We start from the raw sequence: 13,417 nt of genomic DNA, 5'->3' as shown, positions 1-13,417 counted from the left end.
TAAAAAAATGCCTGACCCACGGAGGGTCGGGCATTTTATGCAAGAGCGAATGTTGAATTAATTTTCATCACAAAAGACATGATGGCTGTTTTATCTAAATTAGATGTGTCAACAGTAACACCACTTACTTTTTTCACAATTTGTCTTTCAATGAAATTCATTTTACTTACTAGAAATTCTCCGCCAAATATCCCGTTCGCAATGGATACCCTCCTCAATTCCTCAGGAAAGGCAGTATCAAATTGATCAATCGCTGTTTCACCATCGTGCCAGCAACAGAGAAATAGTCCAAGTTTTTTAGTTAACAGATCCTCATAATGTTTTCCGATAAAATGTTTTATTTTACTTTGAATACTTCCAGCATGGATGGATCCTCCGATGATAACGATATCAAAAGTCCTTACATCAAAATCAAGTTTATCTCTTTTTAGATCAACGGCTAAGACTTCACCTTCCATCCATTCACTTAGTAGTTGGACAGCTTTTTCTGTTGTACCATGAGATGAGCAATAAACAATCAATGTCTTCATAAATCATCCTACCCTCCATGGAAAATTTTTACTTACAAAATAACCTTGGACTGCTTGACCTTTTGTTGTCTTATCCTAATTATAATGCAGCAGAAATTAATATTCAGGAAAAACATTGGCAATATTTCTACAATTCATATTCTTCATCCACTTCCCTCAGTTCACACAAATACACTGGACATAGAATAATAGAAAAAATAGTGCTCCACACAGTGGCAGCACTATTTTACAATTATTTCCTATTTCTTCATTAACTTTTGGATGGTAACTAAAACCTCATCTAAAACCTCATGGTCACCTTCTTGAATTCTTTCAATTACGCACGTTTTTAAATGCCCTTCTAACAAAATCTTGGCAACACTATTAAGGGCTGATTGGGTAGCTGAAATTTGCGTAATGACATCATCACAGTAAGTATCCTTTTCGATCATACCTTTAATTCCACGAATTTGACCTTCAATTCGATTAAGTCTTGTAACGAGATTATTCTTCACTTTATCAGAATGATGGCTCTTTCGGTGACTGCCCTCATTCGTTCCACAGCAAGATTCATCATTCATTTCTATATTCATTTCGTCCTCATTCACATGGTTAAAAGACAATTTGATCACCTCATTTTGTACTAATATTATATCATACCCCCCTACCGTAAAGCGATATTCCTTGAAAAAGAAAAAACTGACAAACCTTCTGTCAGTTTCTCCCTCTAATATAGGATCATCCCGTTTTTTCAGTTGACTCTGCTTCTATATACTCATACTCGTGTTCCCAGAAATCTGCATCTTTGATTCCCAATTTTACCGGATCAAATACTGGGTCTTTTCCATCTTTTAGCTGTGATTCATAATCTCTAAGAACTTTTAATGCAGGCTTTGTTAAAAGAAGAATCGCAATCAGGTTTAACCATGCCATTGCACCAACACCTACGTCTCCTAACGCCCAGGCGAGGCCCGCTTCTTTAACGCAGCCATAGTAGACCATTCCTAAGATAACAAATTTAAGTATATACTCAGTCCAAATTCGTTTCGTCTTCTGATTAATATAAGCGAGATTTGTTTCTGCCATATAATAGTAAGCCATGATTGTGGTGAAGGCAAAGAACAATAATGCAATCGCTACAAATGGTGCCCCAAACCCTGGTAAAACGGATTCAACTGCTGCTTGTGTGTAGCCAGGACCTGCTTCAACCTCTGTTAGATTTGTTATGATAGGTTTTTGTCCTTCAGGTGTAACATTATACATGCCAGTCATCAAAATCATAAACGCAGTTGCCGTACAAACAAACCAGGTATCAATATAAACGGAAAAGGCTTGAACAATACCTTGTTTCGCTGGATGTGATACTTCTGCAGCAGCAGCAGCATGTGGGCCTGTCCCTTGTCCTGCTTCATTGGAATAAATTCCACGTTTAACGCCCCAAGAGATTGCTGCACCTAGAATACCCCCATAAGTGGCATTTCCACCAAATGCACTTGAAAAAATTAACGAAAGTACTTCAGGTATTTGTGAGAAATTTGCAACCGTAATAATTAGCGCAACTATTATATAGCCAACAGCCATAAATGGTACAACAAATTCAGCGGTACGTGCAATACGTTTCACACCACCAAAAATAATGATGGCTAAAATGACGATCAAAAATATTCCTGTAATACTTGTATTGATCCCAAAGGCATTTTCAATACCAACAGCAATACTATTCGCTTGAACCCCTGGTAAAAGGGCACCAGTCGCAATCACTGTAACAATGGCAAATAATACAGCATACCATTTTATTTTTAGACCTTTCTCTATGTAATAGGCAGGTCCTCCACGGAATTGGCCATGCTGTTTTGATTTGTATACCTGGCCAAGAGTAGATTCAATAAAGGCTGAACCTGCCCCTAAAAAGGCAATTAACCACATCCAAAAAACAGCACCCGGACCTCCAAAAGCAATAGCAGTCGCAACACCAGCAATATTACCTGTGCCTACCCTTCCTGACAATGCTAGATTTAACGCCTGAAAGGAAGAAATCCCTGCTTCTGATTTTTGACCTTTAAACGTTAACCTAAAAATATCCTTCATATGCCTAATCTGTAGAAATCGAGTTGATAAGGTATAAAACAAACCTACACCCAAACATAAATAGATAAGTGCCTGACTCCAAATAATTCCATTCAACCAATTAACTATCTCTTCCAAATAAATCCCTCCTTTTTCGTAATGTCCTTATTATATTACAGCTCGTTCAAAAAAAGAAAGAATTTTTAGAATACTTCGTTATACAATCTCACATAAAAAAGTAAATAGCCTACTACCAGAAAAAAGTAATAGGCTTAACATTCTTATTTAATTCCCAGTTTTTCTTCGATAAAAGTCTCTATAAATTTAAGCTTGTTGTTCCCGATTCCTGGAGGCAGAAGCATCTCACTAGCTTCATCATCCTTCTTCATTTTATCCATTTCTCTATGAAGGCTCTCCATTTTCCTGTCCAAACTTGAAGCCATCTCAGCTGTTGATTTCAATTCATCCAACATTTTTTGTGGAATATCCTTGTTGTATTTATAATAAATTTTATGCTCTAAGCTCGCCCAGAAGTCCATGGCAATGGTACGGATTTGAAGCTCTACAAAGATTAATTCCTCCCGATCTGACATAAAAATCGGTATTTCCAATATCATATGCAAGCTTTGATATCCATTTGGCTTTGGTTTTTTAATATAATCCTTGTATTCTACAATTCGAATGTCTTTTTGGTTTGCGATCATCCGGCTTAGTTCATAAATATCAGTTTGAAAGGAACAGGTTATTCTCAATCCTGCAATGTCTTTGATATTTTCCTTAATACTCGCTAACGTGAAATCAATCCCTTTGCGTTGAACTTTTTTTAATATGCTTTCCGGAGATTTTAAACGTGATTTTACGTGTTCTATTGGGTTATAGTCATGCATATAATTAAATTCTTCTTTAAGTATGTTAATTTTTGTCGTCAATTCATCTAAAGCAAATTTATATGCCATCATAAACCGGGTTAGTTCAATTTTTATTGCTTTTAGATTTTTCATATCAAGAGTTCTTTCCATTCCTAGCAATTACATCCCTTCAAGATATCGTTACTCGATAACTTCTTTTTTGCCCTCTGCTTCTATTTGTAATTTTATGATCACATCTGGAGGGAAAATCATTCGGCAAATCACCTTTGCTACCTCACGATAATCGGCCTGTTTTCCGCAATGCTTCATTTTTTCAGGTGCGTTCTCTGCTAAAATCATCAATGCCCATGTTAACGTATTTAAATCTAAATCCTTCCAAACTAAGTCATTTTCAAAGGCCTTTTTAACCCCTAACAGGATCCGATCATATATTTTCCTCTTAGCTGCAGTCAGTACATCTGCAAATTCTGAATCCTTGGCCAGCAATTCGGGCAGCAAACGCTGTAGTCCCATCTCTTTTAATCGCCTATCATGGGCTTCTAAAAGTGCTGCTAACGTGCTTTCTGGGTCTCGAACACCCCATTTTGGTTCAGGTGGCATTAACATCTCTATCTGATCCTCTAACAAAGACATCAATAGCTGCCGCTTATCCGAAAAGTACCTATAGAAGGTACCGGTTGCTACTCCTGCATTGGCGGCAATCTCTTTTGCAGTTGTATTCTCATACCCCTTCATAATAAACAATGCATGCCCACTTTTTAGTAACGATTTTCTTTTTTGTTGAGCTCGTTCTTGCTTAGGCAGTAATGGAAATTCACCAACTAGATGGTCTTCTCGATCTGACATTTAGCTCACCTCACTACTAGTATACCACAAATTAAAAATAGTGAACCCTAGTTCATGTTTCCATTGACAGACTCGCTCTAACATGTAATACTTGAACTATAGTTCATGTTATTTTAGTGGGTGTTGACACCCCTTGGCACCTATTTATAATAACATGGACAAATTATTTATTTTTTGGTTTTTTAGTACTTTTTACTCGCTTTTTTGGTTTTTATTCATATATAATATTTTATAATTAACTTTGGAAGGTGTTGATTAATATGGCAAACCAATCAGATAAAAAAGATATCTCAATCAACTCAAGTGTTTCACTAAAGGGAATTGTAAAAGCCATTTTCAACGATACCGTACACGTACAAATTGGCGGAAAGATAATTACTTTGCCAATAGCAGATTTCAAATTAGATAAATCAATGAATTAAAGAATTGTTTATTTGTTTTTCCATAATAAGAAAGCCCATTGCTTCTAAAGCGATGGGCTTTCTTTTGCGGGATGAAATGATTACATGCTCTTAAAGGAAGGATATGGCATAATTTTTAAGGATCCTAGAGTTAATCTTCCGAGCAACCGCCTCAGCATACATAACAGCCTGATATGGCGAATTATCCACTTTGTTCATAAAAAATATCAGTGTTATCATTGGTACTGTAATAAAAAAAGCCGTTATGGCACTAAACCGGAGGGATTCATTATCCATAGTTTGAATTTGAAGTACACAAATGAAATGGAAAAGGCGTTGCTGACTGCCCATGGAGTATGTTATGAAGAATACAAGCGAAAACTTCATGTGAGACTGGAAGTTGAAAAGCGGAGAGAACAGGATTACCTTACATGCAAACGACTAGTTTCAGATCTGGACGGCAAAATTCACGTTTGATATAGTATAAAGCGGAGCACCTAAGCAAAGGAGCTCCGCTTTCTTATCGTAATAAAGAAATCGTTTTATAATTTGGTCTTGTGATCATCCTCATGAGATAGGCAGATTCATTAGAGTTTTCTTTTCGCTTATCATTTAAAAAGTTAATGATCGTCTTCGAGTCTCGTATACCAATTCCATGACCGTAGAACTTGTCATCACCAACAAAGATTACATTTTCTGCCCTCCACCATGGCTGTTGCGGGTCAAATTCTGGATTTTTAAAATGTAAGACATCGCCAATAATAAAATCCTCGCCCTCTTTGTTGTAAACGGGAAGATCTTCATCAAATTGCCAATCCATTAAATATAGCCTGCTAAAATACGTATTAAATGCCCTAGGTCCTATGGTATAGAGGACGGCAATATATAATACGATAGCAATTGCTGTAGAACATTCAAATGCATATAGCTTCCCATTTTTCACTAGATCTTCGATTCCTTCCGAAGGATAAATCCCCTCACGCAAAAGAAATCCACCGTTTGGAAGTCGGTACCATAACTTTCTATTGGGAAAGGAATAAGCAAAAGTGGTAAACTTTGCACCGCTTTTGTCTAAATCGTTTGCTGCTTTTATCGTATTTACCCTAAATAGTAATTCAAATTTTAGCTGTTGCAATGATTCATAGTAAAAAATTACAGGGTAACCAGCCATTTGTTTTAGAATAACCTTTTGCTCGCTATTGGTGATTTCTTTACTTAGCTCCTCCGGGTTAACAATGTGTCCATTTACACTAATCATCTGATTCCTCCTCCCTACACGATATGTACCCACTCCTTCTTACATGCAAGAAAAAAGCCAGCATCCCAAACAGCGGATTTTTTATATTTTTATTAAAAAAAATTAATTCGTTGCGTATAGCAGAACAAAGGTGTTGTAGTAGAAACAAATTCATATTAACATCTAGTCAGGCAGAAAACTCTGAACATTTCGAATAATATTGAAAATGAGTCGAAAAAGGAGGGATTTTAATTAAACAGAAAGTGAAAGCGCTTAACAAAGAATAGTTTTGAAATAGGGGACAATCTGTAATTACAATAGGGGGAAATAAAAAATGGAGAATAGAAAAACGAAATCAAAATGGAAATTAATGTTCCTGCTGCTATTAACAATGATGATTTTTGTTGCAGGCTGCCAAGGAGACAATAAACCATCTACCACAACTGAGAAAAAACCTCAATCAGCAGAAAGCGAAACGATTAAAATAGGTTTTATCCTATCCTTTACAGGTCCATTGGCTCCATTATCTGAAGGTATTAAACAAGGGTTCGAACTTTATTTAGAAGAACATGATGGAAAATTAGGAGGTAAAAAAGTAGAGCTTAAATTTGAAGATGACGAAGGAAATCCTCAAGTAGGTCTAAGAAAATATCGTCAATTAGTTCACAGTGAAAAAGTAGATCTTCTCGTTGGTCCTACTAACTCTTCTATCGCTCTTGCATTACGTGATGAAGTAAATAAAGATAAAATTCCTATGATTGTACCAAACGCAGCAGCAGACGATCTTAATTGGAGTAAAAAGAGTGATTATGTATACCGTGTTTCTTGGTCTAACTGGCAAAATGGACATCCTCTTGCAGAGTATGTAGCAGAAAACATTGGTAAAAATGCAGTTATTATGGGGTCCGATTTCCCAGCTGGTATTGAAGTGTTAAGATCCTTTAAGGCTGCCTATGAAGCAGCAGGCGGAAAAGTATTAAAAGAACTTTATCCGAAATTAGGAACGAATGACTTTTCTACTTATTTACAAGATGCATCTAGCTTAAAACCAGATGTAATCTATTCCTTCTTTGCTGGTAGTGACGGTATTCGTTATATTCAACAATACGAGGAATTTGGTTTAAAAGATAAAATTCCAATGTCTGGAACATTAGAGTTTGGTGATTTACTAATGACCGAACCCACTGGAGATGGTTCGGAAGGATTTCTTGCTGGAACGATATACTCACCTTGGTTGGAGAGTAATTTAAACAAAAAATTTGTTGATGGCTATGAAAAGAAATACGGAAAGCTTCCAAATACGTTCTCTGTTAATGGATATGACTCAGCAACAGTTCTTGACAAAGCTCTAACTGCAGCTGGTAGCGTGGAAGCCGAAAAAGTAATCAAAGAACTACCAGGTATTTCCTATGAGAGTCCACGTGGACCAATTACGATTGATGAAAAAACACATAATCCAATTCAAAACTTCTATATCACGAAAAACGTTATGAAGGACGGCAAACTTGTACCTGAAATAGTTGAAACAAAAGAAAAAGTAACAATGCCAGAAAAGTCACCATTTTAAATAAGGCTGTTTTCGTAACGATTGTAAGAAAAGAGCCTTTAATAATGGTTACTAACAATTTCTGATTAACTAAATAAATGGGGCTGTCCCAAGAGACAACCCCATTTAGCTGTTTATAATACTACATTTTAAAAAGGAAGAGAGGGAGAGACCTTGGATATAATTCTAGTTCAACTTATAACAGGCATTGCATATGGAATGTTGTATTTTATGATTGCAGCAGGGCTTACGATTATTTTAGGTGTTATGAACGTTGTCAATCTATCTCATGGAGCACTGTTCATGCTAGGTTCCTATTTGGCCTTTACCTTTATTAACAATGGGATTAACTTTTGGTTTGCACTACTATTATCCGCTATTTCAGTAGGAATATTTGGTATTATCCTAGAAAAAGTATTAATCAAACGTGTTTATGGAAAAGTGCTGGAACAAGTGTTGCTGACATTTGGTTTAATGCTAGTTATTGCTGACTCTGTCAAATGGATTTGGGGAACAGAAATGCAAACGATTCCAGCACCTGCAATGCTTGATATGTCCATCCCAATCGGGGATATGGCATTCCCAGTATTTCGTTTATTTGTGGTATTTGTTGGTTGTTTATTAGCAGTATTACTATGGTATTTAGAAGCAAAGACTCGTATAGGGGCAATCATTCGTGCAGGGGTCGATGACCGTGCAATGGTTGGTTCTCTTGGTATTAATGTAGGAGCTGTATTTACAGGGGTATTTATCTTTGGAGCAGCTCTAGCTGGATTAAGTGGAGTATTAGGAGGGCCACTCTTAGGTATGTATACAGGAATGGACTCTGAAATCCTTGTCACATCCCTAATAGTTGTTGTAATAGGTGGTTTAGGTTCATGGAAGGGATCGTTTATTGGCGCTTTAATCATCGGGGTTCTTGAAATATTTGGAAAAGTGTGGTTCCCATCCTTATCCATGCTCATTGTATTCTTAATCATGATGGTTATTTTAATCATTCGCCCCCAAGGTCTATTCGGAAGAGAGGTGGCATAATTGAAAAAAAATATTCTTTATGCTGTTTTACTTCTCCTCGTCGTTTTCGCAGTACCGCAAATACTTTCTGATTTCGGAACGAATTTAACAACTGAAATTTTTATCATGGCCATGTTCGCCATGAGTTTGGGCTTAATTATGGGCTATGCTGGTTTAGATTCCCTAGGGCATGCTGCCTTTTTTGGAATTGGTGCCTATTCTGTTGCATTAATCGGGAAATTTGTGACTAATACGTATTTAATCATTATTATAGCGGTTGCGATCGCTGGATTGATTGCATTCATTACTGGAGCAGTATTTATTCGTACTTCTAAATTCTACTTTCTTATGATTACGCTTGCCTTTAGCCAATTGATCTTTACTCTACTTTGGCAAATGAAGGATTTGACAGGTGGAGCGGATGGGATGTCTGTTTCCGCCATTATGAATCTTGGATTTGGAGACATATTTGATCCGCAAACCATGTATTATGTGATGGGAATTATTTTTGTCGCTGTCTTTATTTTACTAAGATTATTCGTGGAATCTCCAGCAGGAAAAATAACGAAAGGCGTCATGGAAAATGAAGGTCGTATGGCTGCACTTGGGTATGACGTTCGTGTTTATAAACTATTAGCCTTTACCCTTTCCGGAGCATTAGCAGGGTTTGCTGGTTCACTTTATTCCTTCTATAACGTTTTCGTCTCTCCTGAGTTATCTGCTTGGCTGTTCTCTGGTCAAGTAATGATCATGGTTATCGTTGGAGGCGTTGGTACATTGCTTGGACCTGCCATTGGAGCAGGTGTATTCATCTTCCTACAAAACTTTATCAGTACCTATACGGAAAGATGGCCATTGATTTTGGGTGCCATTCTCATCTTCCTTGTCCTTATTGGAAAAGGCGGGATCATCCAGTGGTTGAAATTGGGTGTTACTATGATTTTTAAAAGTAGACCCAAAAATAATAAGGTTTCTTCTACTATTCAACCAGAAAAGGAGGAGATTATCAGTTGAGCTTACTAAAAGTAGATAAAATAAATAAATCTTTTGGTACCCTGCAAGTACTGCATGATGTGTCATTGGAAGTACAGCCAGGCGAACGCCATGTTATTATTGGTCCAAATGGTGCTGGGAAAACGACTCTTTTTAATTCTATAACAAACCATCTTCCTATTACTTCAGGAACGGTGTATTTTGAAGGGAAAGATATTACAAATCTTCCTGCTCATCGATTAGTTCATTTAGGAATGGCACGAACATTTCAAAAGAATAATTTATTTGGTGATTTAACGGTAGAAGAAAATATTCATCTTGCCTTAACAGCCAAGAAAAAATATCGTCATGACATATGGTTTTCCCTAACAAGTCGTTCTGATATAAAAAAAGAAACAAATCAGATATTGGAAGAATGGAAGATTACCCATCGCCGTGATGTGAAAATAAATAATTTATCCTATGGGGAACAACGTTTACTAGAAGTACTATTAGCAATGGCTAGTAAACCAAAGCTTCTTTTACTAGATGAACCAACATCTGGAATGTCTCCGGCAGAAACAACGCAAACTTCCGAGATGATTCAAAGATTGCCACGCTCCATGGCGTTAGTGGTAATTGAACATGATATGGATGTAGTCTTTGCGATTGCAGATCGAATTACTGTTCTTCACCATGGTGAACCAATCTTAACTGGTACTCCAGAAGAAGTTAGAAATAGCGAAATGGTAAAGGAAATTTATTTCGGTGGAGGTGCGAAAAAACATGCTTGAGTTACAAGATGTTCATTCCTATTATGGAACAAGTCATATCCTTCAAGGGGTTACATTTACCGTTCCAGAGGGAAAATGTGTCGCACTTTTGGGACGAAACGGAGCAGGAAAAACAACAACGATTCATACTATATCTGGTCTGGTCAAATCAAAACGCGGTACCATCACTTTTAATGAAAAACAAGTACAAGCTTTACCAACACACCAAATTTCTCGTGATGGTATAGGCTTAGTACCACAAGGAAGAAGAATATTTCCTTCCCTTACCATTAGAGAGAACTTAACGATGCCCGCTCGGAAAAGAAAAGGAAATAGTCAAGCAGTAAACTGGGATATCGACAAGGTGTATGAGCTATTCCCCATTCTTAAGGAACGTGAAAATAATATGGGTACGCAGCTATCCGGCGGACAGCAGCAAATGCTGGCAATTGGCCGGGCATTGATGACGAATCCGCAGTTTCTGTTAATGGATGAGCCATCTGAAGGACTCGCCCCGGTCATTATTGACCAAGTGGGTGAAATCGTCTGTAAGCTGAAAGAGACCGGACTTTCGATATTAATGGTTGAGCAAAATATTTCACTTGCCTGTCAGGTAGCGGATGAAATCTTAATCATGAACAAGGGTACGATTGTTTGGAATGGTGCACCAAGTGAATTGTTAGAAAATAAGGATGTTCAGCATAAATACTTGGGAGTTTCGTAGCTTCCAAAAAAAGGTAGACTCTTATCTCGAGTCTACCTTTTTCCGTATTATATTCAGGATTTAACCAATTCGTTCAATCCAAGAAAATCCAAAGCATTTTGTCCTAACATTAACCTTGCATCGTCTTCTGAAATATCCTCATGGTTGTCAATGACCTTTCCTACCGGCTTTTCACGCAGAAGGAAAGGATAATCAGATCCAGCAATTATTTGCTTTGCACCAAAACGTTCGATCATGAATTTCAAATTATCTGGGTCGTATACGAGTGAATCGTAATACAGCTTTTTCGCATAGGAGCTTGGAGGATTTACTGTATTTCGGGTATCCGGCCAAACTTCCCAGCCTTTATCCATTCTTGGAAGGATATATGGCAAGGACCCGCCTCCATGCGCAAAGCAAATTTTCAAGTTCGGCAACTTATCCAGCATCCCGCTCATAATGATGCTTCCGGCTGCTAACGCAGTTTCTGACGGCATTCCGACAGTATACATTGAATTGAAACGTTGCAGCCTTTCTCGTCCTAGAGTTGCCCATGGGTGGACAAAAAGTGGCACATTCATTTCTGCTGCTGCCTCAAAAAATGGATACAGAGAATCGTCATCCAGATTCAATCCGTTTACATTGGAACCTATCTGAATCCCTTTAAGACCGAGCTCTTTAACAGCCCTTTCCATCTCTACTGCCGCCTGTTTCACATCCTGTAGTGGCACTGTGCCCATTCCGATAAATCTGTCTGGATACTTATTTACCACAGAAGCGATAAAATTATTCTGTGACTGGGCAAGCTCCAGGCCTGCCTGCGGATCCGACCAATATGAGAAGGTGACTGGAATCGGTGACAGCACCTGAATATCCACACCCTCCTTATCCATGTCTTCAATCCGTTTTTTGGGATCCCATGCCTGGTCGGTTATCTTCCTGAATGTTTTGCCTTGTATCTTAATTTCAGCACCACAGCTGCAGGTCTTTTCAAGTATCGGAAACCTGCCATCTTCATATTTTGCTGCCAGGTCAGGAAAATCTTCGGAAATGATGTGTGTATGAAAATCAACTCGTAATTTTTTTGTCAAAACTGAAAGTCTCCCTTCTTTAAGACACCTAAACTGCCAATCTATTTCTTTATTTCTGTACCATAAGTTAAGTAGCTTTTAGGTGGTGTGCTTCCCCACATATCAAGCCCAAATTGTCCCGTTCCTGATTGCCACTCAATTGGCTCCCAGTCTGGTGCAAAAATAAGCATTCCGCCTGTCCACAGCTCAATCCGGTTACCAGATGGCTCAAATGCATACAGGAATTGCGCCCCACTTGTACCATGCTTTCCAGGTCCCCACTCGATTTTGATGTCATTTTCAGCCATGATATTCAGTGCACGTAGTAGTTCATCCGGTGAATCTAAGAAATAAGCTACATGATGGAGAAGTGTTCCTGATTGATTGCCGTTTCGCATGAGCGCAATTTCATGTGCGATATTTGTTTTGCTTAACCATGAACCTAGACGAACATCCGCTTCATTTTGGATATAGTAACGATGATGGATTCCAAGGAAATTAGTCCACCATTCTTGTTCGTGTGCAACATCATTCACCATCACATTCACATGGTCAAAGCGGCGAGGCGCAGCACCCTTCCCACTATATTTCATTGGGTGACTAGGCATTTTAGAAGCTGTCAGTGGGTTTGAATACTTTTCCATTTCCCAATAAAGCTCAATAGGAATTCCAGCTGGGCTGAAGAATTTAATGGCATCACCCTGTGCAAGTTCAGTACCACCTTCTATCCATGTATAGTCAGTTCCTGAGTCTATTAACGATTTTTCGAATGCATAAAGTGATTTTTCTGAGTTAACTCTCCAACCAAAATGGTCCAGCCCTGCTTTTTCAGCTTGATTGAGAACTAATGTGTGGTGATCCCAGTCCTGCCATGCTCGCAGATAAACCTTGCCTTCTTCCTCTGCGCTTACATGCAGGCCCAGAACCTCTGTGAAAAACCATGTAGATCTTTCCAAGTTAGTCACATTGATTGATGCGTGGCCTATGTGTGCAACATTCGATAATTTAAGATCTAATTCAGTCAGTTCTACCTCATTTTGTTTTGCATTTGATATAGCCATCTTTTCATACCCCCATTGTTTTATTTTGCTTTTGAGTAAATTATTTTTTAGTAGAAATCGCTTACATAATTGAAAGAAAAAATTGATTTCGATCATTTAAATAATTTACTAAAAAATGTGACTTCCTCTTTAACTAGTTCTAATTATATGGGGTCGATGGGGCAAACAAAAGTGATGAATTCCTCTATGTGGAATTATATTGTGAAAATTTAAAAAAATCTAAATTATTTTACAGATAGGGGATTCCTCTATGTGAAACCTTAAAGAAATTCCTATGTAATATCTATTAAATGTTTGGCTGTGTTAATGGATACTGTTGCTTTTAGAACTTGTTGATTGGAGCGAAAGG

15 protein-coding genes are annotated in these 13,417 nt (G+C 37.8%); 7 read left to right on the top strand and 8 right to left on the bottom strand.

Annotated features, from left to right (window positions below):
• Window positions 1–35: 35 nt before the first annotated feature.
• The 5 genes from V7124_RS02600 to V7124_RS02580 all read right to left on the bottom strand — a co-directional run bounded on the left by V7124_RS02600 (window position 36) and on the right by V7124_RS02580 (window position 4,291).
• Complete coding sequence (locus V7124_RS02600) at window positions 36–530, bottom strand: flavodoxin domain-containing protein (RefSeq protein WP_335485570.1); 495 nt, start codon at window positions 528–530, stop codon at window positions 36–38.
• A 239-nt stretch (window positions 531–769) separates the two neighbouring features.
• Window positions 770–1,102, bottom strand: coding sequence for a metal-sensitive transcriptional regulator (locus tag V7124_RS02595; RefSeq protein WP_335485751.1), 333 nt, complete (start codon window positions 1,100–1,102; stop codon window positions 770–772).
• A 145-nt stretch (window positions 1,103–1,247) separates the two neighbouring features.
• Window positions 1,248–2,714, bottom strand: a complete 1,467-nt coding sequence (locus V7124_RS02590) for an alanine/glycine:cation symporter family protein (protein ID WP_335485567.1) — start codon at window positions 2,712–2,714, stop codon at window positions 1,248–1,250.
• 143 nt (window positions 2,715–2,857) lie between these two features.
• Window positions 2,858–3,595, bottom strand: a complete 738-nt coding sequence (locus V7124_RS02585; RefSeq protein WP_335485747.1) for a GTP pyrophosphokinase — start codon at window positions 3,593–3,595, stop codon at window positions 2,858–2,860.
• Between the two features lie 30 nt (window positions 3,596–3,625).
• On the bottom strand, window positions 3,626–4,291 hold the full coding sequence (locus V7124_RS02580) for a TetR/AcrR family transcriptional regulator (RefSeq protein WP_335409494.1): 666 nt from the start codon (window positions 4,289–4,291) through the stop codon (window positions 3,626–3,628).
• 260 nt (window positions 4,292–4,551) lie between these two features.
• Here V7124_RS02580 and V7124_RS02575 point away from each other — a divergent pair, with 260 nt between their 5' ends.
• Both V7124_RS02575 and V7124_RS02570 read left to right on the top strand, forming a co-directional pair.
• The gene (locus V7124_RS02575) at window positions 4,552–4,713 is read left to right on the top strand and encodes a hypothetical protein (protein WP_335409492.1); all 162 of its coding nucleotides are present in this window, start codon (window positions 4,552–4,554) and stop codon (window positions 4,711–4,713) included.
• Between the two features lie 285 nt (window positions 4,714–4,998).
• Window positions 4,999–5,169, top strand: coding sequence for a hypothetical protein (locus tag V7124_RS02570; RefSeq protein ID WP_335485565.1), 171 nt, complete (start codon window positions 4,999–5,001; stop codon window positions 5,167–5,169).
• A 43-nt stretch (window positions 5,170–5,212) separates the two neighbouring features.
• Here the strand turns inward: V7124_RS02570 and V7124_RS02565 are convergent, their stop codons facing one another.
• Entirely contained in the window at window positions 5,213–5,950 is a 738-nt protein-coding gene (locus tag V7124_RS02565; protein WP_335485563.1) for a protein-glutamine gamma-glutamyltransferase, read from the bottom strand.
• 313 nt (window positions 5,951–6,263) lie between these two features.
• Here V7124_RS02565 and V7124_RS02560 point away from each other — a divergent pair, with 313 nt between their 5' ends.
• The 5 genes from V7124_RS02560 to V7124_RS02540 all read left to right on the top strand — a co-directional run bounded on the left by V7124_RS02560 (window position 6,264) and on the right by V7124_RS02540 (window position 10,958).
• Window positions 6,264–7,496 carry an ABC transporter substrate-binding protein gene (locus V7124_RS02560; RefSeq protein ID WP_335485561.1) on the top strand — a complete coding sequence of 411 codons (1,233 nt, stop codon included), beginning with the start codon at window positions 6,264–6,266 and terminating at the stop codon, window positions 7,494–7,496.
• Window positions 7,497–7,649: 153 nt separating this feature from the next.
• Window positions 7,650–8,510 (top strand): branched-chain amino acid ABC transporter permease, encoded by an 861-nt coding sequence (locus V7124_RS02555; protein WP_335485558.1) that lies wholly within the window; start codon window positions 7,650–7,652, stop codon window positions 8,508–8,510.
• Entirely contained in the window at window positions 8,511–9,503 is a 993-nt protein-coding gene (locus V7124_RS02550; protein WP_335409486.1) for a branched-chain amino acid ABC transporter permease, read from the top strand. It begins immediately after the preceding gene.
• Complete coding sequence (locus tag V7124_RS02545; protein ID WP_335485555.1) at window positions 9,500–10,255, top strand: ABC transporter ATP-binding protein; 756 nt, start codon at window positions 9,500–9,502, stop codon at window positions 10,253–10,255. The genes V7124_RS02550 and V7124_RS02545 overlap by 4 nt, the downstream gene beginning before the upstream one ends.
• Window positions 10,248–10,958, top strand: coding sequence for an ABC transporter ATP-binding protein (locus V7124_RS02540; RefSeq protein WP_335485552.1), 711 nt, complete (start codon window positions 10,248–10,250; stop codon window positions 10,956–10,958). The genes V7124_RS02545 and V7124_RS02540 overlap by 8 nt, the downstream gene beginning before the upstream one ends.
• Before the next feature lie 53 nt (window positions 10,959–11,011).
• On the opposite strand, the gene V7124_RS02535 is transcribed toward V7124_RS02540, so the two are convergent.
• Both V7124_RS02535 and V7124_RS02530 read right to left on the bottom strand, forming a co-directional pair.
• The gene (locus V7124_RS02535) at window positions 11,012–12,028 is read right to left on the bottom strand and encodes an amidohydrolase family protein (protein WP_335485550.1); all 1,017 of its coding nucleotides are present in this window, start codon (window positions 12,026–12,028) and stop codon (window positions 11,012–11,014) included.
• A 41-nt stretch (window positions 12,029–12,069) separates the two neighbouring features.
• On the bottom strand, window positions 12,070–13,068 hold the full coding sequence (locus V7124_RS02530) for a VOC family protein (RefSeq protein ID WP_335485547.1): 999 nt from the start codon (window positions 13,066–13,068) through the stop codon (window positions 12,070–12,072).
• Between the last annotated feature and the right edge of the window lie 349 nt (window positions 13,069–13,417).

The sequence above is a fragment of the Neobacillus niacini genome, from assembly GCF_036961885.1.
Taxonomy (GTDB): Bacteria; Bacillota; Bacilli; order Bacillales; family Cytobacillaceae; genus Neobacillus; species Neobacillus niacini_H.
Note: the sequence above shows the minus strand (reverse complement) of the source record. Positions and strands in the feature narration are given on the sequence as shown.